The 23,809-nt window shown below is 71.6% G+C and carries 21 protein-coding genes and 2 pseudogenes; 17 read left to right on the forward strand and 6 right to left on the reverse strand.

The features are described 5' to 3' along the window. Positions 1–105 precede the first annotated feature (105 nt). Both KHP12_RS46025 and KHP12_RS46030 read left to right on the forward strand, forming a co-directional pair. Positions 106–1,152, forward strand: coding sequence for a tetratricopeptide repeat protein (locus KHP12_RS46025; protein ID WP_086884710.1), 1,047 nt, complete (start codon positions 106–108; stop codon positions 1,150–1,152). After that, positions 1,149–2,252 carry a polyprenyl synthetase family protein gene (locus KHP12_RS46030; RefSeq protein ID WP_372455278.1) on the forward strand — a complete coding sequence of 368 codons (1,104 nt, stop codon included), beginning with the start codon at positions 1,149–1,151 and terminating at the stop codon, positions 2,250–2,252. The genes KHP12_RS46025 and KHP12_RS46030 overlap by 4 nt, the downstream gene beginning before the upstream one ends. Before the next feature lie 26 nt (positions 2,253–2,278). Here the strand turns inward: KHP12_RS46030 and KHP12_RS46035 are convergent, their stop codons facing one another. Further along, positions 2,279–2,440 carry a hypothetical protein gene (locus KHP12_RS46035; protein ID WP_211834599.1) on the reverse strand — a complete coding sequence of 54 codons (162 nt, stop codon included), beginning with the start codon at positions 2,438–2,440 and terminating at the stop codon, positions 2,279–2,281. 62 nt (positions 2,441–2,502) lie between these two features. On the opposite strand from KHP12_RS46035, the gene KHP12_RS46040 reads away from it, so the two are divergent. From KHP12_RS46040 to KHP12_RS46075, 8 genes and pseudogenes are all read left to right on the forward strand, one after another. Beyond that, complete coding sequence (locus tag KHP12_RS46040; RefSeq protein ID WP_211834600.1) at positions 2,503–3,438, forward strand: fumarylacetoacetate hydrolase family protein; 936 nt, start codon at positions 2,503–2,505, stop codon at positions 3,436–3,438. 132 nt (positions 3,439–3,570) lie between these two features. Beyond that, positions 3,571–4,197, forward strand: coding sequence for an alpha-ketoglutarate-dependent dioxygenase AlkB (locus KHP12_RS46045; RefSeq protein WP_086884707.1), 627 nt, complete (start codon positions 3,571–3,573; stop codon positions 4,195–4,197). A 578-nt stretch (positions 4,198–4,775) separates the two neighbouring features. Further along, positions 4,776–5,320: pseudogene (locus tag KHP12_RS46050) on the forward strand (chitinase). Positions 5,321–5,342: 22 nt separating this feature from the next. Next, positions 5,343–6,140 (forward strand): thaumatin family protein, encoded by a 798-nt coding sequence (locus KHP12_RS46055; protein ID WP_086884706.1) that lies wholly within the window; start codon positions 5,343–5,345, stop codon positions 6,138–6,140. Positions 6,141–6,151: 11 nt separating this feature from the next. Beyond that, positions 6,152–6,964: a glycoside hydrolase family protein gene (locus KHP12_RS46060; protein ID WP_241787843.1), complete on the forward strand. Its 813-nt coding sequence runs from the start codon at positions 6,152–6,154 to the stop codon at positions 6,962–6,964. A gap of 86 nt (positions 6,965–7,050) precedes the next feature. Next, positions 7,051–7,485, forward strand: coding sequence for a septal ring lytic transglycosylase RlpA family protein (locus KHP12_RS46065; protein ID WP_086884705.1), 435 nt, complete (start codon positions 7,051–7,053; stop codon positions 7,483–7,485). A gap of 214 nt (positions 7,486–7,699) precedes the next feature. Then, positions 7,700–9,640 (forward strand): serine/threonine-protein kinase, encoded by a 1,941-nt coding sequence (locus KHP12_RS46070; RefSeq protein ID WP_211834601.1) that lies wholly within the window; start codon positions 7,700–7,702, stop codon positions 9,638–9,640. Beyond that, positions 9,637–10,491 carry an FHA domain-containing protein gene (locus KHP12_RS46075; RefSeq protein WP_245010023.1) on the forward strand — a complete coding sequence of 285 codons (855 nt, stop codon included), beginning with the start codon at positions 9,637–9,639 and terminating at the stop codon, positions 10,489–10,491. The genes KHP12_RS46070 and KHP12_RS46075 overlap by 4 nt, the downstream gene beginning before the upstream one ends. A gap of 144 nt (positions 10,492–10,635) precedes the next feature. On the opposite strand, the pseudogene KHP12_RS53085 reads toward KHP12_RS46075, so the two are convergent. Continuing rightward, positions 10,636–10,746 (reverse strand): annotated as a pseudogene (locus KHP12_RS53085) (hypothetical protein); the annotation flags it as partial. Between the two features lie 337 nt (positions 10,747–11,083). Next, the gene (locus KHP12_RS51980) at positions 11,084–11,536 is read right to left on the reverse strand and encodes an ABC transporter permease (protein WP_246648905.1); all 453 of its coding nucleotides are present in this window, start codon (positions 11,534–11,536) and stop codon (positions 11,084–11,086) included. Between the two features lie 262 nt (positions 11,537–11,798). On the opposite strand from KHP12_RS51980, the gene KHP12_RS46085 reads away from it, so the two are divergent. Then, a complete protein-coding gene (locus KHP12_RS46085) occupies positions 11,799–13,046 on the forward strand; it encodes a sensor histidine kinase (protein ID WP_086882348.1) in 1,248 nt (415 codons plus the stop codon). Further along, positions 13,039–13,764, forward strand: a complete 726-nt coding sequence (locus KHP12_RS46090) for a response regulator transcription factor (protein ID WP_372455279.1) — start codon at positions 13,039–13,041, stop codon at positions 13,762–13,764. The genes KHP12_RS46085 and KHP12_RS46090 overlap by 8 nt, the downstream gene beginning before the upstream one ends. 29 nt (positions 13,765–13,793) lie before the next feature. Here the strand turns inward: KHP12_RS46090 and KHP12_RS46095 are convergent, their stop codons facing one another. After that, a complete protein-coding gene (locus KHP12_RS46095) occupies positions 13,794–14,750 on the reverse strand; it encodes a LysR family transcriptional regulator (RefSeq protein ID WP_086882358.1) in 957 nt (318 codons plus the stop codon). A 205-nt stretch (positions 14,751–14,955) separates the two neighbouring features. On the opposite strand from KHP12_RS46095, the gene KHP12_RS46100 reads away from it, so the two are divergent. Then, positions 14,956–15,651: a type 1 glutamine amidotransferase domain-containing protein gene (locus KHP12_RS46100; RefSeq protein WP_086882350.1), complete on the forward strand. Its 696-nt coding sequence runs from the start codon at positions 14,956–14,958 to the stop codon at positions 15,649–15,651. Between the two features lie 24 nt (positions 15,652–15,675). Here the strand turns inward: KHP12_RS46100 and KHP12_RS46105 are convergent, their stop codons facing one another. Beyond that, positions 15,676–16,701 (reverse strand): LacI family DNA-binding transcriptional regulator, encoded by a 1,026-nt coding sequence (locus KHP12_RS46105; protein ID WP_086882359.1) that lies wholly within the window; start codon positions 16,699–16,701, stop codon positions 15,676–15,678. A gap of 238 nt (positions 16,702–16,939) precedes the next feature. On the opposite strand from KHP12_RS46105, the gene KHP12_RS46110 reads away from it, so the two are divergent. The 4 genes from KHP12_RS46110 (at position 16,940) to KHP12_RS46125 (ending at position 22,872) form a co-directional block, all read left to right on the forward strand. Beyond that, positions 16,940–17,722, forward strand: a complete 783-nt coding sequence (locus tag KHP12_RS46110; protein ID WP_086882351.1) for a TIM barrel protein — start codon at positions 16,940–16,942, stop codon at positions 17,720–17,722. Positions 17,723–17,823: 101 nt separating this feature from the next. Next, positions 17,824–18,843, forward strand: coding sequence for a Gfo/Idh/MocA family oxidoreductase (locus KHP12_RS46115; protein WP_211834602.1), 1,020 nt, complete (start codon positions 17,824–17,826; stop codon positions 18,841–18,843). Between the two features lie 253 nt (positions 18,844–19,096). After that, the gene (locus tag KHP12_RS46120; RefSeq protein WP_246643294.1) at positions 19,097–21,664 is read left to right on the forward strand and encodes an ATP-binding SpoIIE family protein phosphatase; all 2,568 of its coding nucleotides are present in this window, start codon (positions 19,097–19,099) and stop codon (positions 21,662–21,664) included. A 110-nt stretch (positions 21,665–21,774) separates the two neighbouring features. Beyond that, positions 21,775–22,872: a LacI family DNA-binding transcriptional regulator gene (locus KHP12_RS46125; RefSeq protein WP_086882354.1), complete on the forward strand. Its 1,098-nt coding sequence runs from the start codon at positions 21,775–21,777 to the stop codon at positions 22,870–22,872. Here the strand turns inward: KHP12_RS46125 and KHP12_RS46130 are convergent. Beyond that, positions 22,866–23,804: a carbohydrate ABC transporter permease gene (locus tag KHP12_RS46130; RefSeq protein ID WP_211834604.1), complete on the reverse strand. Its 939-nt coding sequence runs from the start codon at positions 23,802–23,804 to the stop codon at positions 22,866–22,868. The genes KHP12_RS46125 and KHP12_RS46130 overlap by 7 nt on opposite strands. Between the last annotated feature and the right edge of the window lie 5 nt (positions 23,805–23,809).

The following is a 23,809-nucleotide window of genomic DNA, read 5'->3' on the forward strand; positions in this document are numbered from 1 at the left end:
CCCGGCTCCTATACACGCCGTGTATACGTAGGGTGCATACATCCCGTGTATGCACCCGGTGTATAGAGGTGTGCGCTCCTGGGAACAACAGACGGAAAGGCATCCATGTACGGCAAGGCATTCGCCCCTGAGTACCAGGGCTCCCTCACCACCCTGTCCGTGAACGCGTCGCTGGTCGAGGTGCTGGCGGCGGGCACCGAGCAGTTGCGGGCGGCCGAGCGCGGCGGCTCCCCGGGCGAGGCGGCCCGCGCGGGGCTCGCGGTCGCCGAGGCACACCGGAGGCTGGGGCAGGTGGGCGAGGCCGACCGCGAGTGGAAGGCCAGCTACCGTGCGGCCCGTGCGGCGGGGGACCTCGGCGCGATGGCATGGGCCCTGTGGAGCGGCGGCACCCTCGCCCGGCAGCGGGGCGCGCTGGCGCTGGCGTGGCGGCTGCTCGGCCTCGCGGCCGACCTGGGCGAGCGCGGCGGGGACATCGTCGTCCGTGGCTACTCACTGGCCGGGATGGCGGAGACCGGCCGCATCCAGGGCGACTACGACGCCGTGGGCACCCTGCACGAGCAGCTCCTGGCCGAGGCACGGAAACGCGGCGAGGCACGCCACACCGTCTGGGCGCTGGAGGGCATCGCCCAGATGCACCGCAACACCGGGTCGTACGACTCGGCCTACGCGATGTTCGAGGAGGCCGCGGAGATAGCCGCGAAGGCCGAGGACCGGCGCGGACACGCATGGGCGCTGCGGGGCATGGCCGACATCGTCTCCGTACGGGACGGGAACGTGGAGCGCGCGCTGGAGCTGCTCTCCGAGGCCGAACTGACCTGCCGCGAGATGAATCTGGTGAGCGCGCTGGCGTACAACCACAAGATGCGCGGCAATGTGCTCTACCGCGCGGGCCGTTACGAGGCGGCCCGCGCCATGTACCAGCAGGCGCTGGACGAGTTCCGCGAGATGAGCGAGCCGCGCGGCGAGGGTCTCGCCCGGCTCGGGCTCATCAAGTCCCTGGCCCGGCTGGGCCGCGACCGTGCCGAAACCGCCGATGACCTGTCCGAACTGGCCGGTGTGCTGGAGCGGATCGGGCTGCGGCACGCCCGCCGGATGGTGGACCGGGCCCGCGAGGAGTTCGGCCTCACGGAGGTCCTGGAGGTGGCGCTGTGACGACGACGTTCCCCGAGCTCCTCGGAGCGGACGAGACCACCGCCACCGCGGACGAGACCACCGCCACCCCGGATGAGATCCTCGGCCGCTGCCGGGAGTTGGTGCGCCCCGCGCTGGCCGACACGGTCGGGCGGCTGCACCCATGGGTGGCCGAGATGGCCGCGTACTCCTTCGGCTGGTGCGATGTGGGCGGTACGCCCGCCGAGGGATCGGGCGGCAAGGGGGTGCGGCAGGCGCTGGCCGTGCTGTGCGCGGAGGCGGCCGGGGCGTCCGGTGGGACGGCGGTCGCCGGGGCGGTGGCGGTCGAGCTGGTGCACACCTTCTCGCTGCTGCACGACGACATCATGGACGGCGACCAGACCCGCCGTACCCGCCCCACCGTGTGGAAGGCGTACGGGACCGGTCCGGCCGTGCTCGCCGGTGACGCCCTGTTCGCACTGGCCGTGGAGGCGCTGGCCGGCGTGGACGGCACCGGAGCCGCGGCCGCCGTGCGGCAGCTGAGCACGGCGCTGGGCGACCTCGTCCGCGGCCAGGCGGACGACCTGCTCTTCGAGTCGCGTCCCTGGACGGGACCCGAGGTGGTGGGGCCGGAGGAGTACCGCACGATGGCCGAGCACAAGACCGGCGCGCTGCTCGGCTGCGCGGCCGCCCTGGGCGCCGCGCTCGCCGGGGCGCCGGAGCCCACCGTGGCCGCCCTGGACCGGGCCGGACGGCATATGGGCGTGGCGTTCCAGGTGGTGGACGATCTGCTGGGCATCTGGGGCGATCCCGCGGTCACCGGCAAACCCGTCCACCGAGATCTGCGACAGCGCAAGAAGACCTTCCCCGTGCTCGCCGCGCTGAGCGCCCGCGGCCCCGGCGCCCCGGCCGCCGAGCGGCTGGCCACGCTGCTGGAGGAGTTCCCGGAGACCCCGGACGACGCCACCACGCGCCGGGCGGCCGCCCTGATCGAGCAGGCCGGTGGCCGCTCCGCGGCCCTGGAGGAGGCCGACCGCCACATCGCGGCCGTGGAGACATGCCTGGAGAGCCTGCCGCTCGCGCCCCGCGCGAGCGCGGAACTGCGCACCCTGCTGGGCTTCCTCGTACGGCGCGACATCTGATCCGCGGAGCGCTCGCCGCCGCGTGGTCAGCGGCGGTCGCGCACCGCGTCCAGCCGGTCGCGGGCCCACAGCTCCACATCGCCCACATGCCGGCCGGCCGCGGTGAACGCGGCGGTGACCGGCTCGGGCGCCACGGGCCTCTGCGCCATCGCCGCCATCGCCGCCATCGTGACGGCCGGAGTGTGCACGGCCACCACCCTCCGCTGGGTAGGAGCACAGACCACACCGTCACGAGAGGAGAGGACGACAGATGACACGCATCGTGCGCTTCGCCGATGAGGCCGGGACGGTCCGGACCGGAGTGGCCGACGACGCCGGCGGGATCCGGGCCTTCCCCGGCGCGCCGCTCATCGCCGAGCTGCTGCGGCTGCCCACGTTGGAGCTGCGGGCCCTGGTGGAGAACACCGCGTCCGGCCCGGCGGCCGCCCATGAGGAGGACGTCGTGCCGCTGCCGCCGCTGGACGGGCTGATGGAGCTGTGGGCGGCGGGCGTGACGTATGAACGCTCGCGCGAGGCCAGGGTGGAGGAGAGCACCGAGCAGTCGGTGTACGAACGGATCTATGACGCCGAGCGCCCGGAGCTGTTCTTCAAATCGCCGCCGTGGCGGGTGGTGACGGACGGCGAGCCGATCGCCGTACGGGACGACTCCGAGCTGAACGTCCCCGAGCCCGAACTGGCACTGGTCCTCAACCGGCACGGCGAGACCGTCGGTTATCTGGTCGCCGACGATGTCAGCTCGCGGTCCATCGAGGGCGAGAACCCGCTCTACCTCCCGCAGGCCAAGATCTACGCCGGAAGCGCCGCCGTGTCCTCGGCCATCGTGCCCGCCTGGGAGATCGACGCGCCCGACGCGCTGGACATCACCATGACGGTGTGGCGCGACGGCGAGGCGGCGTACCAGGCGGCCACCTCCACCGCCGCGTTCCACCGCACCCCGCAGGGGCTGGTGGACCACCTGTGGCGCTCCCAGCCCTTCCCCGACGGCGCCGTGCTGTCCACCGGCACCGGCATCGTGCCCGCGCTCGATTTCACCCTGCGCGCCGGGGACGTGGTGGAGATCTCCATCGAGGGTGTGGGCGTTCTGCGCAATCCGGTACGGGCCCATCAGGCCGCACTGGACTGGCTGGTGGAAGCCATCGCCGAGCCGCTGACCCGCCGCGCCCACCGCAGCCGCTTTCCGGAGTGACCCCGGAAGTGACCTGGAACGTGCCCCGGGGGCCGGCCGCTGACCTGCGGCGTTGTCGCCGAAGCGGCCATGGCCGCATTCCCCGGGGCCGCCAGTAGAACGCTTGCTCGATTACGCGGGTACCCTGCACATATGGGTGCGTATCTCCAGGGCTCGCTCTTCGACCAGACCGATGACATCGGTCTCGGCTCGCTGCGCGGGACGCACCGGACCGAGCTCGGGTCCGGGGCCTGGATCGATCTGCGGCCCGGGTGGCTGAGGGGAGCGGACGACCTGTTCGCCCGGCTCGTCGCCGAGGTCCCCTGGAAGGCCGAGCGGCGGCACATGTACGAGCAGGTGGTGGACGTCCCACGGCTGCTCGCCTACTACAACGCCGAGGACCCGCTGCCGCACCCCGTCCTGGCCGAGGCCCGGGAGGCGCTCTCCGCGTACTACGCCACCGAGCTCGGGGAGCCCTTCACCACGGCCGGGCTGTGCTACTACCGCGACGGCCGGGACAGCGTGGCCTGGCACGGCGACCGCATAGGCCGCGGCAGGACCGAGGACACCATGGTGGCCATCCTGTCCGTGGGCACGCCCCGGGACCTGCTGCTGCGCCCGCGTGGCGGCGGCAAGGCCATGCGGCGGCCGCTCGGCCACGGTGACCTGCTGGTGATGGGCGGCTCCTGTCAGCGGACGTGGGAACACGCCATCCCCAAATCCTCCCGCGTCACCGGCCCCCGCATCAGTATCCAGTTCCGTCCCAGCGGCGTGGGGTGACACCCGCCGACCACTCCGGTGCGTCAGGGGGTCTCATGGCGCGCTGTTGATACGACTGGATTTTGGTACAGACCATTGACATATATGTTCGGGGGCGGTGTCATGGGGCCCGTCAGCTCTTGAGAGTGCCTTGGGTGGATGGTGTCATCCGGGGCCGGACCTCGGAGAGTTCCCCGTGAATGGACGTCCCGTCTCAGGGGTGCCGGCCACTGCCGTGGCCACGCCGTCGCTGGGTCGATTATGGGCGGACCGGGCCGCAGCGCCCGTGTCTGATGCGCAAGGTTGTCATGATCTTGACAATCCTCGTGTGCCCCTCCGGGCCGTGGTGGCGAAGGGCCTGAGTGGGCCGAGTCCCGGTCCACCGGGACAGGGCCACGGCGCATGACCTCTAGTGGATTCACCAGTTTTCCGTAGCACCTTTCCCGCCGCGCCATCACGCGGCACCTTGCCACGGGCCTCCCGCCCCAAGGGCGGCGGCGCGTCGCCCGTGCGTCGCCACGCCCGATGACTGCCCGACATCCCTGTGCGTCGTCGGCGCGGTGGCATCCGGATGTTCCGCCACGAAAGAGAGATGAGACATGCCCATAAGACGTGCACTCGTGGCCACGGCCGCGACGGCGGCGGCCGGTATATCGGCGTTCGCGCTTCCCCCTTCGGCCGCTGACGCGGCCTCCGGCACGACACGGGACTCATCGCGGTCCAGGCCGCCGGCTTCGTGGTGAGCCGCGCCCAGTACCAGCGGATGTTCCCGGACAAGAACGCGTTTTACACGTATGACGCGCTGGTCGGCGCGATGAACCGGTTCCCCGGCTTCGCCAGGACCGGTACGGAGACGGTCAAGAAGCAGGAGGCGGCGGCCTTTCTGGCCAATGTCAGCCATGAGACCGGTGGGCTCCGCCACATCGTGGAGCAGGACACCTCCAACTACCCGAAGTACTGCGACACGGGGCCCGCGCACAAGGCCATGACCACCGGCGCCGGATTCGGCCAGACCATACGCGCCATCAACGGCGCGCTGGAGTGCAACGGGGCCAACCCCGACCAGATGCAGGCCCGGGTCAACCTCTACAAGAAGTTCACCGGCCTCCTCGGCGTCGCCCCCGGCGCCAATCTGACCTGCTGAGCACCCTTCCCACGGAGGAGTCATGCGCAGAATTCTGATCAGTCTGGCCACCGCGGCGCTGGTGGTGCTGGCGGCCCTGCTGCCGACCGCGGGGACGAGTGCGGCCACGAGCGTGGCGATGCCGACCCGCGACGCACCCGTCGCGGTCAAGGCGACACTCGCGGCCAACCACACGGTCACCTTCGTCAATCACACCGGACGGAAGGCGTGGATCGGCAGCGCCGTCAATGCCGATGGCTCCAGGCAATTCGCCGAACTGCCCATCCTGGAACCCGGGCAGTCGGCGTCGGTGACGATCCCCGAGAACGCCGACCCCGGCCACTGGCGCGGCAAGTTCTTCGCCCGTCTGGGATGCACCGGCACCTCGGGCAGCACCTTCCACTGCAAGGTGGGGGACTGCGGGAAGTTCGCCGACCGCTGTGAGCTGGGCGAGCAGCCCGTCAGCCTCGCCGAGTTCAACTTCGACACCAGGGACACGCTCGCTCCCTGGTACAACGTGAGCTACGTCAGCGCGTTCTCCAACCCGATCACGATCGCCCCCAACAACCCCGCCGGCGACGGAGGCTGCGGCACCCAGGGCTGCACACAGAACCTGCTGCCGTTCTGCCCGGCCGCCAACCTCACCCGCTGGTCGGACGGCACACCGATGCTGTGCACCAACCCCAACCGGGACGTCAGGACGCCGTACAGCAACGCGATCGCCTCCCGGTGCCCCAAGGCGTACGCCTACTCCAAGCAGGACCAGGAGCCCGGCAACCAGGTGATGCAGAACTGCGGTAAGTGCAGTGGCTTCACCGTGACCTTCAGCGCGGGGTCGTGACCATGCGGAGGATGCGACTTCTCGCCGTACTGCTGGCGGTGGTGACCCTGCTGACCGCGGGAAGCCAGACGGGCGCCGGCGCGTCCACCGCCGCGGTGAAGAAGAAGGGCGTCAGCGCCTGGAAGTTCAACGGGGTCACGGCGGCGATGTCCGATGCCGAGGTCGGCTGGTTCTACACCTGGGCCTCGGGCAAGCAGCAGATCCAGCCCCCGGCCGGGGTCGAATTCGTGCCCATGATCTGGGGCCCCGGGTCGGTGACCGACGCCGAACTCAACCAGGCCAAGAGCCAGGGCACGACCCTGCTCGGCTTCAATGAACCGGACATGGCGGGCCAGGCCAATATGACCGTCGCCAAGGCGCTCGAGCTGTGGCCCCGGCTCCAGTCGACCGGTATGCGGCTCGGCGCGCCGGCGGTGGCCTATGGCGGCGATGTCGCCGGTGGCTGGCTCGACCGCTTCATGAAGGGCGTCGCCGACCGCAACTACAAGGTCGATTTCATCCCGCTGCACTGGTACGGCGCCGACTTCGACGCCACCCGCGCGACCGAACAGCTGCGTGGCTATCTCCAAGCCACCCACAACCGCTACAACAAGCCGATCTGGCTCACCGAATACGCGCTGATCGACTTCTCGAGCGGTACCCCGAGGTATCCGACCGCGGCCCAGCAGGCCGCGTTCGTGAAGAAGTCCACCGCCATGCTGCAAGGGCTGTCCTTCGTCCAGCGGTACGCGTGGTTCACGCTCTCCGCGGACCGCGGCGGCACCGGTCTCTACAACGGCGCGACGCCCAACCAGATCGGCACCGCCTATCGCGCGGCCGGGTGAGACAAGACCACTCGCCCCCACCGCACACCACTCACACCACACCGCTCGCACACCACACCACGACAACCGAAACGAGGTCCTCCGCCATGCGCAAGGCAACGCTGATCGGCCGACTTGCGGTCGGAGCCGCCGCGCTGACCGCCGTAGTGACCGTCGCTCCGACGAGCACCGCGGCCACCAGCGACACCCCGCCGCCCGGACAGGACTGCTGGGCCACGCACTACGGCTACATACCGCCCGGTGCCTACACCGCCAGCGGCGAACTCTTCGACAACAACGCGAACACCGCCGCCACCTCCCTCAGTCGTAGCCCGCAGCTGCCGTTCGGCACCAAGGTGAAGGTCACCAACGTGGCCAACGGCACGTCACTGGTCGTGCGCGTCAACGACCGCGGCACCTTCGGCTGGACGCCGTCCGTGCCCAAGTGTCTGGACCTGACCGACGGTGCGTACTCCCGGCTCGGCGGAGTCCTCAACCCCGACTCGGGCCACATCGTCGTCAAGGAAGAAATCGTGAGGTGAGAGGGTATTTGGTGAAGGATGTGGAGCACCGGCTCCGGCGCTCCACACCGGCCCCTGACGCCCCGCTCGCGAAGTGAACCGTCGTGCGCCGGAGGCTTCCCTCTTTCCGAGGGCTATCCGCCGGAAGCGCTACCCACCGACCTCGCGGGCACGTACTCTCCGTGGCGACACTGGAACTGACGGGTGATGAAGCGGGGTAGCGGGGGTGCGGGTGATGGCGGAGGCCGGTGACAAGGTCGCCGACCGATATCTCCTCCAGGAGCCCATCGGGAGAGGTGGGATGGGTGTCGTCTGGCGGGCCCACGACGAACTGCTGGACCGCCAGGTCGCAGTGAAGTGCGCCCGTCCGGACGACGACCGCGCGGTGGCGCGCCTGACCAACGAGGCGCGCAACGCCGCACGGCTGCACCATCCGCACATCGTCTCGGTGTTCGACTTCGTGGACGAGGGCGAGATCTGCTGGATCGTCATGGAGTATGTGTCCGGGGGCAGTCTCGCGGACATGGTGCGCGGCCGTGTCGCGCTCCCTCCGGAGGAGGCGGCCTCCATCGGCTGCCAGATCGCCGCCGCGCTGGCGAAGTCGCACGCCGAAGGCGTGGTGCACGGCGATGTCACCCCCGAGAACGTCCTGATCACCGAGGACGGGGTCGCCAAGCTGACCGACTTCGGCATCTCCCGGGCGCTGTGGAGCGAGGCCACCATGACCCAGACGGGCGGGGTGCGCGGCAAACCGCCGTATCTGCCGCCCGAGGTGGCCAGGGGAGAGGTGGCCGACCGCAAGTCCGATGTCTTCTCACTGGGCGCGACCCTCTACGCGGCGATCGAGGGACGGTCCCCGTACGGTGAGGCATCGCATCCCATGGCCTATGTGGCGCGGGCCATCGAGGGCTGTCTCGAGACCCCGCACCACGCCGGTCCGCTGGTGGACGCGCTCAGCAAGCTGCTGGCCCTGGAGCCGAAGCGGCGCCCCGCCGCCGACCAGGCCGTACGGCTGCTGCGGCGGGTCGCCCCGCCGTCCCCTCAGATCGAGGACCTCGAGGACCTCGAGGACCCGCACGACGGCGACACACCGGACCGCACCCCCTTCACGATGCGGCTGGTGCCACCGTCCGTCCGAGGGTCGTGGCGCCGCCCGAGCCGCGGGGTGGTCATCACCGCGACCGCGCTGGGCATCGCCGCGGTCCTGGTGGCATGGGCCACTCTCTTCGGCCCCTGGGGCGACGGGCGCTCCGACGAGAGCGGCGGCTCCGGGAAGGACGGCGGGCGTGGCGCGTCCGGTACGGCCGACTCGGCGGCCCGGTCGGGCCCGGCCGGCACCATAGGCGACTCGCGGACCGCCGACCCCTGCACGTTGCTCAACCCCGCCTCGCTCAGCCGCTTCGGCGAGACCGTGCTCGACCCGGACTACGGCGAGATCGATCGATGCGATGTCCTGCTACAGGGCGAAAGCGGCGATGACATCGCCGACGTCCAGCTCAACTTCAGCGCCGATCCGCCGGAGCCGGGTGGCCATGTGCCCACCAGAAGGGTCGGCAATGTGACCGTCGGCGCGTATCAGCGCGAGGGGGACGAGTGCCTGCGCAACATCGCCTCCGCCGACCGCAAGCAGATCTGGATCATCACCGAGCGGCTCGACACCCCGGCGCCCGACCCCTGTCAACTGGGCGACGCCGCCACCGACTACGTGGTCAGTGTGCTGGACCGCGGCCAGGTCCCCCGGCGCTCCGGGCAGCCGGTGGCGAGCTCCCTGCTCCGGGGACACGCATGCGGGCTGCTGGACAGCGATGAACTCAAGCGGGTCGCCGGTGTCCGGGTGGCGGACCGCGACCCGGGCTTCGGGGACTGGCAGTGCGAGTGGACGGACGGCTCGGGCGACGCGGGGGTGAAGGTGGTGTTCAACCGGGACAACCAGTTCACCACGGACGACGGACAGCCGGCGGTCATCGCCGGCAATCGGAGCTCGGTGTCGCCGAACGAGTGGGACGACGACTCATGCCTGGTCCGGATGTTGCACCGCTCGTACCGCAACTCCCTCGGTGACGACACCGTCGAGTTCATGTCGTTGAACGTCTATGGGCCCAAGTCCACCGGAAAGCTCTGCAAGACCGCCAAGGCGCTCGCCGCCACGGCCGCGAAGAAACTCCCGGCATCATGACCACAACACCTCCCGGCGGCGACCGCCCTGCCATCGGGCGGGCCCCCGCCGCCCGTCGCCCCGCCACCGGCCGTCCCGCCGCAGGCGGCCGCCCGCTGCCCGCCGCCCACGGCAGCCTGGCGCGCGGGGTGACCGCGCCGGTGCCGGGCACCGCGTTCGCGCTCGCCCTGACCGGTGGCATGACCCTCGGCCCCGGCGACGGCCGTGAGCTGCTCTTCGGGCGCAACCGCCCCGAGGTGCACATCTGCGTGGGCGAGGACGACCCCCAGGTCAGCCGCTGCCAGGGCAGACTGACCCATCGCCAAGGCCGCTGGTGGGTCGCCAACAACGGCCGGCTGCCGCTCCGGTTCCCGTCCCGGCTGCTCTTCACGGGCGAGGAGCCACTGCCCCTCGAGACCGGCTACACCCCGCTGTTCGTCCGGGGCTCGCGCGACCGTGAGCATCTGCTGGAGGTGTTCGTCAGCGGCCCCGAGACCGAGCGGCCGGTGGCCCTGCCCGGGGATGTCACCCGCCCGCCCCGGGTATGGGTGCTCACCGACGAGGAGAAGCTCGCGCTCGTCGTCCTCGGCCAGCGGTATCTGCTCCACGAGCCCCGGCCGCAGCCCCTCACCTGGCGGCAGACGGCCTCCCAGCTCGCGGAGTTGCGCTCCGGTGAGAGCTGGAGCGAGAAGCGCGTGGGGCACCTGGTCAACAGGGTCCGTACGATGCTGTCCCGGGACGGAGTGCCCTGGCTGACCCGCGAGGAGGTCGGTGAACCGGTCGGCAACGCGCTCAACGACCATCTGATCCGCGCCCTGATGATGTCGACCACGCTCGTCCCCCCGGACCTGGCCCTGATCGACGCCGCCTGACCGCTCAGCCCGTTCCGACCACTCGGTCACTCGGTGTCCCCGCCGATGCGCGGACACGGTGGCGTGTCCCGCTCCGGAGGCGTCGAACAGGCTGCCCAGCAGATGCGCGGCGCCGACGCCAAGACCGTGGCCGATGGCCGAGGCGACCGTGCCGACCACGGCGGCCTCGGTCAGGACCATTCGCATCACGCGGTTCGTGGCGGCGCCGACCGCCCGCAGCAGGGCGTGTTCCCGGACGCGGGCCGCGCTGAGCATGGTGAAGGTGTTGGCCACCAGGAAGGTGGAGACGAACAGGGCGACCCCGGCGAAGCCGAGCAGCAGTGTGGTGAGCTTGTCCGCGTCCCCGTCGGTGGCGGTACCGGACTCCAGATCCGCGCGGGTGACCGCCCGCAGTCCGGGCGGCAGCAACTTCTGTGCATGCTGGGCGAGTTGGGCATCCGTTGTGCCCTCGGCGGCGGTCAGTGTGATCGCCGAGTAGCCCTTCGGCCCGGGGGCGAAGTGCCGTTGCGCGGTGGCGGTGTCGAATGCGGTGAGCGTGCCACCGGAGTCCACCCGGCTGTCATGGGCGGTGAAGACGCCGGTCAGCCGTGCGTCACGGGCCGTGCCGGCCACGACGATGCGCACCCGGGCGCCGACCCGGTACCCGGCCCGCTCGGCCGGTCCGCCGGTCGACGGCGATCTCGGTGGCGCCACGCGGGCCACGGCCCTCGGCGAGCGGATAGCGGACGTCCTTGCCGCCGCCGTCGGGCACGTAGTTGACGCCCGCGGCCTGGTTCAGATCGCCGACCAGGGTGCCGTCGGAGCCGACGAGGAGGGATCGGCCCTCCACCACACCGCGCGCCGCGGCCGCCGACGGCAGCGCCCGCAGCCGCCGCAGTAGCGTGTCATCGAGCCGGTGCGGCGCGGCGGGGTCCGCGGTGATCGAGACGGACGCGTCGGGCTGGGAGTTGGACCGGGCGCGGTTCACGGCCGCTCTGACGGAGTCGCCGTAGAGCAGCGAACCGGTCACGAAGGCCACGCCGAGCACGACGTCGACGGTGGGCATCGCGAAACGGAGCCGATGGGATCGGAGGGTGCGCAGGGCGGTGCGGAACATCGACGGCCTTCGGAAGAGCTGGCGGGGTAACGGTCGGGCGGGGCGTGGCGGATCAGGCTCGAGCGCACTCCGGTCGCCCCGGATGCCACCCTTCGCGCGGACGTGGCGCGGCGGATCCGCCGGAATACCGAAGCGGACCGTGCCCCCTCGCCGGTTTCCTCGGCCGAAAGTCTGATGTGGCGACGGCGGCCGGACCGTAGCGTGACCTGCCATGATCTCCCAATTCCGGTCCCGTTTCCGCTTCCGGCACCTCCGGCGGGGCCTGGTCGGCGTCGCTCTGGCCGTCCTCGTGGCCCTGGAGGGGCTGAACGCGCCGCATCCGGCGATGGCCGCGGCGACGATGGTGTCCGGGATGCTGTGCCTGGCCGCGCTCGCCGTGCCGGAACGCCTCTTCGCGGGCTACGCCATCGGCGCGGCGGCCGTCTCGTGCGTGCTCACCGTGACGGAAGCGCAGTTGTCCGAGCGTCCCCCGAACACCCCGGGCATGGTGGAACTGGGCGCGCTGCTGCTGCTCACCACCCGCGCGGTGCGGCGCTGCCCGCCACTGCGAGCGGCCGGGCTGGTGGTGGTGTCCTCCGGCGCCGCCGTGGTCCTTCCGCTGCGGATCGAGCTGTGGGACGACCACCTCAAGGAACTGATCACCGTCATCGCGGTCTGCGCCGTGCCGTTCATGGTGGTGGGGCTGTGTCTGCGTCTGTACGACACGCTGCGGGAGCGGGAGCGCGAGGCCATCCGGCAGGTCCAACGCCTGGAACACGCACGGGAGTTGCATGACTTCGTGGCCCACCACGTCACGGCGATCGTCGCGCAGACCAAGGCCGCGCGCTTCACCGCCGCGGCCGGAAACCCCCAGTCCCCGGAGGACCTGGACCGGATGCTCGCCCAGATCGAGCGGGCCGGATCCCAGGCGCTGGGGTCGATGCGCGCCATGGTCACCAGCCTGCGGGACCACGCCACCGCCTCGGCCACGACCCGGCCCACGGGCGATCCGGCGGGTCCTCGCGGACTGCGCGGGCTGCGTGATCTGCGTGCCCTCACCGAGGAGTTCTCCGAGGTGGGGCCGGCCGCCGAGCTGATCCTCGCCCCGGAACTCGCCGACCGGCCGCTGCCGCCCGGCATCGCCACCACCGTCCACCGCGTGGTGCAGGAGTCCCTGACCAACGTCCGCAAACACGCCACCGGGGTCGGCCGGGTGGAGGTGCGGATCGGTGTCCGGCCCGGCGATCCGGAGCGGCTGGAGGTGTCGGTCGTCGACGACGGGCAGGGTGGTGCCTCACCCGCCGCCGAACGGTCGGTCGAGGGGGGTGGCTACGGTCTGGTGGGGCTCGCCGAACGGATCGAGGAGGTCGACGGGCACCTCACGTCAGGGCCACGGGACGGCGGAGGCTGGCACGTCCTGGCGGTCCTGCCGCTGGTCAGGACGGTCACTGAGGAGACGATCGCCTGCGATCATGCGTGATATGACGATCCAGGTACTCATCGCCGACGACCAGGAGATGGTCCGGGCCGCCTTCCGCATGATTCTCGACTCCCAGCCGGACATGCGGGTCGTCGCCCAGGCGGCGAACGGCGTCGAGGCGGTCGAGCAGGCCCGCCGCCTGCGGCCCGATGTCTGCCTCCTGGACATCCGCATGCCCGAGCTGGACGGTCTGGAGGCCACCCGGCTTCTTGCCGGACCCGATGTACCGGATCCCCTCAACGTCCTCATCGCGACCACCTTCGACCTCGACGAATACGTCTACCGGGCGCTGCGCAACGGCGCGTGCGGCTTTCTGCTCAAGGACGGCGCACCCGGACTGCTCACCGAGGCGGTACGGGCCGCGGCGTCGGGCAACTCGCTGATCTCCCCGTCGGTGACCGTCCGCCTGCTCGCGCATATGGCACCCCACCGCGACCGGCCGATCCCCTCCGAGGCCCGTCCGGCCCGCCGGGGGAGGAGCGGGCCCAGGGATCTGATCGAGCCGCTGACCCAGCGTGAGATCGAGGTGGTCCGGCGGGTCGCCCGTGGCCGTACCAACGAGGAGGTGGCAGCGGATCTCCGTGTCACCCTGTCCACCGTCAAGACCCACCTCGGCAACGTCCAGCGCAAGCTGGCCGCCCGCAACCGCGTCGAGATCGCGGCCTGGGCCTGGGAGCACGGCATGGTGGACGAGCCCTCGCCGAACGGCGGAGGCTGACCGCCCGGCGGGTGTCCCCGCCGGGTGCGCTACCAGGTGCGGGCGGCGCGCTGAAGCCGCTCCCGGACCCGGGCGACGTCCGGGTTGGCGTCGGCACCCGGCCGCTGAACGAGGAAGAGCGTGTTGAGCGGCGGCTCTTCGGGCTCATGGAGCAGGACGAGTCCACCGGAGGTGAGTTCGTCCTGGCACAGATAACGGGGGAGCACGCTGTAACCGGCGCCCGCGGCGACGGCCGACACGGCCCCGCGCAGATCCGGCACGGTCACCGCGGCCTCGGCGGTGAGCCGCTTGCCGAAGACATTGCGCCAGTACCGGCGGGCGATGGGCAGGTCCTCCGCGTAGGTGATCAGGGGGACGTCACGGACGGCCGCACACGGCCCGTCGGCTGCCAGCCGCTCCCCGACGCGCCGGGCCCAGCCCGGCGAGGCGACCAGCACATAGTCCTCGTCCGCCAGTGGGAGCGAGGTCAGCGTGCGGCCGCCGGGGCGTCTGGTGGCGATCACGAGGTCGTGGTGTCCCGCGCGCAGCGCCTCCAGCAGCGGATCGGTCAGCCCCATCGTGATCCGCAGCCGCACCCCCTCGGCCACCAGCGGGGCGAGCGCGGGCAGGGCGCGGGCGCACAGCAACTCGGCCGGCCCGGCCAGGTGGACGGGGGTGGTGCGGCCGGTGAGCACGGTGTTCCGGCCGCCGAGGGAGGCGAGGGCGTCGAGTGGCCCGGCGATGTGTCCGGCCAGGTCATGGGCGAGGTGGGTGGGCTCCGCACCGCGCGGGAGCCGGGTGAACAACGCGCGCCCGGTCTGCTGCTCCAGGGCGCGGATCTGGGCGGTGACGGTCGGCTGGGAGAGCCCGAGCAGCGGCGCCGCGGCGGTGAACGAGCCGGAGCGGTAGACGGCCAGGAAGGTGCGCAGCAGATTCAGATCGGCAGGTTGCGTGGGCGCCCCGCCGCCGATGACGATGTCGCCGTCCTGGTGTGTCCGGTCCTCCATGCGGCCCAGCATAGAGAGGCACACGGACTTTCCTTCCATCGGAAACCCGATGGGGTCGATCGACTGATCTATTGGCATTCCGATGCCCAGTGGATCTACCTTCGAGCACGCCGCCAGGACGGCGGCGCCACATCGGGGCGGCGACGACGCCCCAGGAGAATCCAGCGATCACACGCACAGCACGTGATCGCGTCGAGGAGTGAGCATGGCCAAGATCCTGTTTGTGATGACCGGTGCCGACCAGTGGACACTGGCCGACGGTACGAAGCACCCCACCGGCTACTGGGCCGACGAGGCCGTGGTCCCCTATGAGGCGCTCAAGGCCGCGGGCCACGAGATCACCGTGGCCACCCCCGGCGGCGTCGTCCCGCCCGTGGACTCCGCCAGCCTCAGCCCCGAGGCCAACGGCGGCCCGGAGAACGCCGCCAGGGTCAGGAGCGTCACCGAGACCGCCGCGGAGTTCCGCGCCCCCATCGCGCTGAGCGACGTAACGCTGGACGACTACGACGCCGTCCATGTGCCCGGCGGCCACGGCCCCATGGAGGACCTCGCGGCCGACGCCGACTCGGGCAGGATCCTCACCCTCGCGCTGCGCGGTGGCATGCCGGTGAGCGTGGTCTGCCACGGCCCGGCGGCGCTGTTGGCGGCGGTCACGGAGGACGGCACTAACGCGTACGCGGGCTACCGGATCACCGCCTTCACCAACGAGGAGGAGACGATGGCCGGCAACGCCGACAAGGCCAAGTGGCTGTTGCAGGACCGGCTGACCGAGGCGGGCCTGACGGTACGGGCCGGCGACCCCTTCGCACCGCATGTCGAGGTCGACCGCAACGTCATCACCGGCCAGAACCCGGCCTCCTCCGGCCCGCTCGCCGAGGAACTGCTCAAGAAGCTCGGCTGACCTCTCGGCCCTCCCTCCCCCGCCTCAGGCGGGCTCGGCCGTGGTGCCCCGGACGACGAGATGGGGGGCGACCACGGCCTCCCCCTCGGGGATCCGCTCTCCCTCCAGGCGGGCGATGGCCCGGCCGACGGCGAGTTCGGCGAGGCGGGGGATGTTCTGGCCGACGGTGGTGAGGTTGATATGGGCCAGGCGCGCCAAGTGGCTGTCGTCGAAGCCGATGACGGAGATCTCGTCGGGGACGGGAACCCGGGCGCGGAGGAGAGTGTCCAGAACGCCGGTGGCGGAGCGGTCGTTGAAGGCGAGGACGGCGGTGGGCCGGGGAGTGGTGTCGAGGAGGGCGCGGGCGCCCGCGGCGCCGTCCTCCTCGGTGAGGCCGCCGGGCAGGACGCGGACGCGGTCGGCCAGGCCGTGGCGGCTCATGGCGGTGCGATAGCCGCGGCGCCGGTCGGCGGCGCCGGGTGCCCTCCCGCCGTCGATATGGGCGATGTCGCGATGGCCGAGCGCCACCAGGTGGTCCACGGCCTGCCGGGCGCCCTCGTCGTCGGCGGTCCGCACCACCTCCACACCCGGGGCGGACCCGCGCAGCCGACGGGCCACGGAGACCACCGGGAGCTGCGCGGCGAGTTCGGCCAGCCGCGCGGCCGGGGCCTGCGGCCCGAGCAGGATCAGGGCCTCGCAGCGGTCGGCGAGCAGGGTGTCGGTGGCCCGCTGCTCACCACGCCCGGCGGCCACGGCGCTCAGCGCGATCTGGTACCCGGCGGGCTCGGCCACCGCGTAGACGCCCTCCAGCAGATCGGAGTGGAAGGGGTGCTGAAGGCCGAACTGCACCCCGAGGAGATGGGACCGGTGGCTGCGCAGCAGCCGGGCCCGGGCGTCCGGCCGGTAGCCGATCTCCTGTGCCGCCTGGAGGACCCGTTCACGGGTCGCGGCACCGGCGCCCTTGGCATCCCGCATCACGATGGAGACCAGCGCCGTGGACACGCCCGCCCGCGCCGCCACGTCCGCGAGGGTCGGGCGCTTCCCATGGGGGACGGCCGGCGTCGGTGGCACCACTGGTCTCCCTGGTCGAGGTGTCGTCTCCGGGCGGGGATTCGCTTCCGGGCGCGACGATCGTAGCCCAGGGTCAGGCCGAGACGCCCCCACTTCTATAACGTTCTAGTGACTCCGCCGTCCACCCTTGACAGGGATGGGCGACGGCTGGCGTACTGCTGCCCGTTCCCTAGAACGTTCTAGCGACTGGAACGTTCTAGTCGCATTGCCGGGTCCGGAGAGAGGGCGAGCAGTGGCGATGTACACATTGGCGGTCTGCGCCGAGATGGTCTTCCTGGATCTGCCGATCCAGGAGCGGGTGCGACGCATCCACGACGCCGGTTTCCAGGTCGAGATCTGGGACTGGAGCCGGCACGATCCGACCGCCCTCGAGCGGACCGGTGCGGTGTTCTCCTCCATGACCGGCTATCTCCGCGGCAGCCTGACGGACGAGGACGGGGCGGCCGAACTCCTGCGCACGGCCGAGGAGTCGGTCAAGGTGGCCGAGCGGCTCGACTGTCCCCGGCTGAATCTGCACGGCACCGGGCTGGACGGCGACGGCCTGCCGGTGGCGCCGGTGGCGGGGGAGGCCACCGGCCCGATGTGGATCGCCGCCCACCGCACCCTCACCCGCCTCGCCGAGCTGGGCGAGCGCGCCGGGGTCACCTTCACGCTGGAGAACCTCAACACCGTCGTGGACCACCCCGGTGTGCCGTTCGCGAAGGCCGCCGACACCCTGGCCCTGGTTAAGGCCGTGAACCGGCCGGGGTTGCGGATGAACCTGGACCTGTACCACGCGCAGATCGGCGAGGGAAACCTGATCGAGCTCGTTCGGCGGGCCCACGGCCGGGGCCTGATCGGCGAGATCCAGGTGGCCGACGTACCCGGCCGCCGCGAGCCCGGAACGGGAGAGATCAACTACCCGGCCCTCGCCCGAACCCTCACCGACATCGGCTACGAGGGCACCGTCGCCATGGAGGCATGGGCCTCCGGCGACAGCGACCTCGCCCTGGAGCGCTTCCGTTCCGCCTTCACCCGCTGAGGCGCCCGCCCGCGAGGCCGGCCCTGACCGCTGAAGTGTGCCCGCGAGGCCGCCCAGCCCTCATCGCACGCCGCCACCCACCGACCCCACGGAGCATCCGCATGACCACACCACACCCCCTCCCCATCGGCCTCATCGGCGCCGGACGCATGGGCTCCTTCCACGCCGAGACCCTCGCCCGCCGCCTCCCCGGCGTCCGTCTCGCCGCCATCGCCGACCCGGCCCCCGGCGCCGCGCGGGGGCTCGGCGGCCGGCTGGGCGGCGCCACGGCGTACACCGGGATAACCGAGCTGCTCGCCGACCCCGGGGTCGAGGCGGTGGTGATCGCCACCCCGGCCCGCACCCACGCCGGGCTGGTCGAGGCCGCGTCCCGGGCGGGCAAGGCCGTCTACTGCGAGAAGCCCATGGCGGTCACCCTCGAGGAGGCGGACCGCGCCATCGCCGCCGCGGCCGACGCCGGTGTCCCCCTCCAGGTGGGCTTCAACCGCCGTTATGACACCGGCTTCCACGCCGCCCACGAGAAGGTCCGCGCGGGCGCCATCGGCACCCCCCAGCTGCTGCGCTCGCTCACCCGCGACCCCAAGCTGGCCGACCCGGGCCGTATCCCGCCGTGGACGATCTTCCTGGAGACCCTCATCCACGACTTCGACACCCTGCGGTATCTCAACCCCGGCGCCGCACCGGTCGAGGTCTTCGCGTTCGCCGACGCCCTGGTCCGCCCCAACTTCAAGGACCGCGGACTGCTCGACACCGCCGTGGTCACCATCCGCTTCGACAACGGCGCCCTCGCCACCGCCGAGGCGAACTTCCAGGCGGTGTACGGGTACGACGTGCGCGGCGAGGTCTTCGGCTCGGCGGGGATGCTCACCATGGGCGACATCCGCCGCGGCCATCTGACCGCCTACGGCCCGGACGGCGCCGCCGCCGAATGCGTCACCTACGACCAGGACCTCTTCCGCGAAGCCTACGTGGCCGAACTCGCCGACTTCGCCCAATGTGTGCGCACCGGCCGCGCCCCCTCCGTCGCCGGACAGGACGCCCGCGTCGCCCTGTCCGTCGCGCTCGCGGCCATCCGGTCGGTCACCACCGGCGGCCCGGTCCGCGTCGGTGACATCGCGTAGTGGTACCGCCCTTCGGCTCTCGGTGACGGTGTCCGGCGACGTATGCCCGCGTATGCCCACGGCCACGTCCGGATGACGGATGCGTTTCCGGAGAGGCGTTATATTCGGGCTATATGGGACGCGGCTGGCCTGCGATCCGTACGCTATCGGGCTCTCGAGGACGATGACAGGTGACGCCATGGGTGTGGATGAACAACACCCAGACAGTGCGTATACCCGGATCACTCGGTCGGCGCGGACACGGCTTCGGCTGATGGGTTCCGCGGGTGGCCAGCTGAGTGGCACCGGGCCGGTGAGGCTCGCCCTCGGCCAGGCGGTCGCCGAACTCGGCGCCCTGGGCGGCATGATCCATGTGTGTGATCCGCACCAGGGGGTGATGCGCCTGGTCGCCAGCATGGGGTTGCCGGACAACCTGGTGGCGGGGTGGGAGACCCTCACGGACGAGGCCAGCGCGGCCCCCGTGTCGTGTGTGCGCTACGGCACCCAGGTCTGGACGCCGCCACCGCCGGATGTGCCGCACCGGGCGCCCCTCTCGTCGTCCGGCCGCTCCTCCCACGGGGACTTCCCTCCCGGCGCCGGCTCGCTTCCGCCCGGGAGCGGGGTGGCGTCGGTGCCCGTGATCACGGCTGACGGGGAGCCGGTGGGCGCGCTGTCCGCCCTGGTGGAGGATCCGGATGAGCTCGAGGACGCGCAATGTGAGTTCCTGCGGATGGTCGCCGACTGGGTCGCCGTGTATCTGCGGCCCGCCCGCCCCGCCGCCACGGACGTCGAGCATGAGCGGCACCCCCTCGGCGGCGACGCCGTCGGCAGTGCCGTATGGCGGATGAACGACGGCCTGCTCGCCCTCGACAACCAGGCACGGCTGACCTTCGCCAACCCCGCGGCCCTGAAGTTGCTGGGTTCTTCCGCCCAGGAGGCGCTGGGGACGGTGCTGTGGGACCACCCGGTGGTCCGGGACACCGGGATGGCCGCCTGCCACGGGCGGGCCGTGACCACTCGCGCACCGGCCGGATTCGACACCCGGTGGCCCGGCAGACCGGGCTGGTACCACGCGCGCTTCGACCCCGCCCCCGACGGACTGGTCATCCACATCGCGGACATCACCGAACGCCGGATGGAGGAGGCCGAGCAGTCCGCGGCCCAGCGCACCGCGGCCGAGCGGGTCATGCGCATGGGCGAGCTGACCTCGGCGCTAGCCGAGGCGCTGACCGTCCAGGACGTGGTGAAGGCGGTCGCCGACCGCATGCTTCCGCCGTTCGGCGGCACCGGTCTGATCTGCCAGCTGATCGAGAACGGGCGGATGCGGATCGTCGGTTCGGCCGGGTACCCGGAGGAGTTCCTCGAGTTCATCCAGAAGCTGATGGTCTCGGAGATGTCCGCCATCGTCCAGGTGCTCAGCTCCCGCTCCCCGACCTTCCTGTCCACCCCGCGGCAGTACGCCGAACAGCATCCGGACGCCGCCGGGTACCTCCACCGCAGCGGGATGAAGGCGTGGGCGTTCCTCCCCCTCATCGCCTCCGACCAGCAGATCGGCTACTGCGTGGTGGGCTTCTCGCGGCCGCGCCACTTCTCCGAGGAGGACCGTTCCCTGCTCATCGCCCTGAGCGGACTGGTCGCCCAGGCGCTGGAGCGGGCCCGGCTGTACGACGCCGAGCACACCCGCGCCCAGGAGCTCCAGCGCGGACTGCTGCCCCGTACGCTGCCCACCGTATCGGCCGTCACCGCCGAGGCGCGCTATCTGCCCGCCAGCGAGGGCGTGCAGGTCGGCGGCGACTGGTACGACCTCATCCCGCTGTCGGGGGAGCGGGTAGCCCTCGTCATCGGCGATGTGATGGGCCACGGACTGTCCGAGGCCGCGACGATGGGGCGGCTGCGCACGGCCGTGCACACCCTCGCCGATCTCGAACTGCCGCCCGATGAGCTGCTCACCCACCTCAACGATCTGGTCGGCGACCTCGGCGATGACTTCTACGCCACCTGTCTGTACACGGTCTACGACCCGGTCACCAATCGCTGTGCGTTCGCGAGCGCGGGGCACCCACCGCTCGCCATCGTCCACCCCGACGGCACGGCCCACTTCCCGCATGTCGATGCCGACCCACCGCTCGGCGCCGCCAGCCCGCCCTTCGAGACCCATGAGGTCCAGGTGCCCGAGGGCAGCCATCTGGTGCTCTACACCGACGGCCTGGTCGAGTCGTCGGCGGTCGACATCGACGAGGGCATGGCCCGTCTCGCCCAGGCCCTCACCAGGGCCGCCGCACCCGCTGCCGATCCGTCCGGGGCCGCGTGCGCGCCCGCCTCCGCCCCCACCACGCTGCACGACCCCGGCCGCCTGTGCGACGCCGTCATCAGCACGCTGGTGCCGGAGCAGGCCGCGACCCACGACGACGCCGCGCTGCTGATCGCCCGGACGCGGTCGATGGCTCCGGACCGGGTGGTGTCCTGGGCGCTCCCGGACGGCCCCATCGCCGCGGCCGAGGCCCGCCACCATGTCACCGAGCAGCTCTCCGCGTGGCATCTGGACGAGCTGACGATGACGACGGAGCTGCTGGTCAGCGAGCTGGTCGGCAATGTGGTCCGGCATGCCAAGGGCCCTCCGCGGCTGCGCCTGCTCTATGGCCGGACGCTGATCTGCGAGGTCTCCGACGCCAGCCTCACCACCCCGCGGATCCGCCGCGCCGCCGAGACCGATGAGGGCGGGCGCGGGCTGCAACTGGTCGCCGCGCTGTCCGATCGATGGGGCACGCGGTTCTCGGGGACGGGCAAGTGCATCTGGACGGAGCAGGCGCTGCCCTCGCCCGCCCACCCGGCCGCCGCCTGAGGGGCCGGGGCCCGCCGCGCCCTGCGTGGACGGCCCCGCGCCCTGCGTGGACGGGGCCCGCGATGTGCCCGGCGGTGCGGCCCGCCACCGGCACGCTCTAGGATCGGTCGGTGACCGCCGTGAAACAGCAGACCACCAGGGACCAAGCGGCACCGGGGCGGAAGCGCTCGGACGGTGCCGGCCGGAGCGCCACCGTCAAGGACGTGGCGACGCTCGCCGGGGTCTCCCCGAAGACCGTGTCGAATGTGATCAACGGCTTTGTGCATGTGTCCCCGGCGACCCGGGAGCGGGTCCAGCAGGCCATCCGGGAGCTCGGCTACCGGCCCAACCGGGTGGCCCGCAATCTCCGCCGCGGCAGCACCGGCATGATCGGGCTGGTCCTGCCCGAGCTGGACGTCCCGTACTTCGCCGAGCTGGGGCGCCATTTCCTCACCACGGCCGAGGAACACGGCCGCACCCTGCTGATCGAGCAGACCCTCGGCGACCGCGAGCGGGAGGCGGCGGTGATCCACGGCCTCGGCGACCAGGTCGTGGACGGCATGGTGGTGAGCCCGCTCGCCCTGCACGGCAGCGCGCTGGCGAACCACCTCGGCACCGTGCCGCTGGTGCTCATCGGCGAACGTCCCAGCGGCGGCCTCGCCGACCATGTGGTGATCGACAACGTGGCCGCCGCCAAGGAGGCCGTGGCCCATCTGGCGGCCGGCGGCCGCCGCCGGATCGCCGCCATCGGCCTCCAGCCCGAGCCGTACATCGGCACACCGCTGCTGCGCAGGACCGGCTACCGCCAGGCCCTGGAGGAGGCCGGGCTGCCGCTGGACCCCCTCCTGGAGCGCGAGACGCCCCGCTACCACCTGGCCGAGGGCGCCCGGGCGATGGCGGCGCTGCTGGACGGGGCCGAACCCCCGGACGCGGTGTTCTGCTTCAACGACGCACTCGCCCTCGGCGCGCTGCGGACCCTCTACGAGCGCGGACTGCGGGTGCCGGACGACATGGCCGTGATGGGCTTCGACGACATCGAGGCCGCGCGCTACAGCACACCGAGCCTGAGCAGCGTGGCACCGGACAAGAGCGCCATCGCCCGGCACGCCGTCGATCTGCTGCTGGAGCGGATCGGGACACCGGACCGTCCGGCCCAGGAGGTCGTCGTCGGCCACACCCTCCACACCCGCGAGTCCACCGAGGGCGGTATCGCCACTACCGCTCACTGACCTCCCAGACCCGTGGTGGCCACCGACTTCACGATCTGACGCTGGAACAGCATGAAGACGATGAGCAGCGGGACGGAGCCCAGGATGGAGGCGGCCGACTCCTGGGCGTTGCGGAGCCCGGTGGAGTCCTTCACGGTCGACAGCCCCACCGGCAGCGTCATCAGCTGGGGATCGCTCGTGCTGATGAACGGCCAGAGGAAGTTGTTCCAGGTGTTGATGAAGACAAAGATGGCCACGGCCGCGAGGATCGGCCGGGACAGCGGCAGCACCACACTCCAGAACACCCGGAAGCTGCCTGCCCCGTCGATCCGGGCGGCCTCCTCCAGCTCACGCGGAATGCCGTCGAAGAACTTCTTCAGGATGAACACCATCGCGGGCGCCACCACCTGCGGCAGGATCACCGCCGCATAGGTGTCGACGAGGTTCAGCGCGAGCATCTGCCGGAACAGCGGCACGATCAGGATCTGCGGCGGCACCATGATCGAGGCGACGGTGACGGCGAAGAGCACCCGGCGGCCCCGGAAGAGCGTGCGGGAGAAGGCGTACGCCGCCATCGCCGAGATGGCCACGGTGATGGCCGTGACGCACACGGCGATCACCACGCTGTTCACCGCCCACACCGGGAGATTGCCCTGGCCGAAGATGGTCCGGTAGGCGTCGAGGGTGAAGCCCGCCTTGGGGATCCAGTCGGCGCCCGACGCGCTCGCGTCGACCTCCGTCTTGAACGAGGTGTCCACCCCCCAGCCGAACGGCACCAGCCAGACCACCGTCATCAGCGCCAGCGCCAGCAGCGTCAGCACACGGGGGAGGGGGCCGGTCCCGAGCGAGGGGTGCCAGACACGGCCGCTGTAGCGGCGCCGCCTGACCACCTCCCGGGGCATGGTCGACCGGGGCTTTCCGGGGGTACGGGGGGAGAGTGTCTCGGTGGTCATGGCGC

The organism is Streptomyces asiaticus, assembly GCF_018138715.1.
In the GTDB taxonomy this organism is placed as follows: Bacteria; Actinomycetota; Actinomycetes; order Streptomycetales; family Streptomycetaceae; genus Streptomyces; species Streptomyces asiaticus.

What these genes read in the sequence shown, in the direction of transcription:
- KHP12_RS46070 (WP_211834601.1), top strand. Translation starts at nt 7,700, where the DNA reads ATGGCGGAGGCCGGTGACAAGGTCGCCGACCGATATCTCCTCCAGGAG.
- KHP12_RS46065 (WP_086884705.1), top strand. Translation starts at nt 7,051, where the DNA reads ATGCGCAAGGCAACGCTGATCGGCCGACTTGCGGTCGGAGCCGCCGCG.
- KHP12_RS46040 (WP_211834600.1), top strand. Translation starts at nt 2,503, where the DNA reads ATGACACGCATCGTGCGCTTCGCCGATGAGGCCGGGACGGTCCGGACC.
- KHP12_RS46110 (WP_086882351.1), top strand. Translation starts at nt 16,940, where the DNA reads ATGTACACATTGGCGGTCTGCGCCGAGATGGTCTTCCTGGATCTGCCG.
- KHP12_RS46085 (WP_086882348.1), top strand. Translation starts at nt 11,799, where the DNA reads ATGATCTCCCAATTCCGGTCCCGTTTCCGCTTCCGGCACCTCCGGCGG.
- KHP12_RS46115 (WP_211834602.1), top strand. Translation starts at nt 17,824, where the DNA reads ATGACCACACCACACCCCCTCCCCATCGGCCTCATCGGCGCCGGACGC.
- KHP12_RS46060 (WP_241787843.1), top strand. Translation starts at nt 6,152, where the DNA reads ATGCGACTTCTCGCCGTACTGCTGGCGGTGGTGACCCTGCTGACCGCG.
- KHP12_RS46045 (WP_086884707.1), top strand. Translation starts at nt 3,571, where the DNA reads ATGGGTGCGTATCTCCAGGGCTCGCTCTTCGACCAGACCGATGACATC.
- KHP12_RS46090 (WP_372455279.1), top strand. Translation starts at nt 13,039, where the DNA reads ATGCGTGATATGACGATCCAGGTACTCATCGCCGACGACCAGGAGATG.
- KHP12_RS51980 (WP_246648905.1), bottom strand. Translation starts at nt 11,536, where the DNA reads ATGCCCACCGTCGACGTCGTGCTCGGCGTGGCCTTCGTGACCGGTTCG.
- KHP12_RS46075 (WP_245010023.1), top strand. Translation starts at nt 9,637, where the DNA reads ATGACCACAACACCTCCCGGCGGCGACCGCCCTGCCATCGGGCGGGCC.
- KHP12_RS46025 (WP_086884710.1), top strand. Translation starts at nt 106, where the DNA reads ATGTACGGCAAGGCATTCGCCCCTGAGTACCAGGGCTCCCTCACCACC.
- KHP12_RS46055 (WP_086884706.1), top strand. Translation starts at nt 5,343, where the DNA reads ATGCGCAGAATTCTGATCAGTCTGGCCACCGCGGCGCTGGTGGTGCTG.
- KHP12_RS46120 (WP_246643294.1), top strand. Translation starts at nt 19,097, where the DNA reads ATGGGTTCCGCGGGTGGCCAGCTGAGTGGCACCGGGCCGGTGAGGCTC.
- KHP12_RS46130 (WP_211834604.1), bottom strand. Translation starts at nt 23,804, where the DNA reads ATGACCACCGAGACACTCTCCCCCCGTACCCCCGGAAAGCCCCGGTCG.
- KHP12_RS46095 (WP_086882358.1), bottom strand. Translation starts at nt 14,750, where the DNA reads ATGGAGGACCGGACACACCAGGACGGCGACATCGTCATCGGCGGCGGG.
- KHP12_RS46100 (WP_086882350.1), top strand. Translation starts at nt 14,956, where the DNA reads ATGGCCAAGATCCTGTTTGTGATGACCGGTGCCGACCAGTGGACACTG.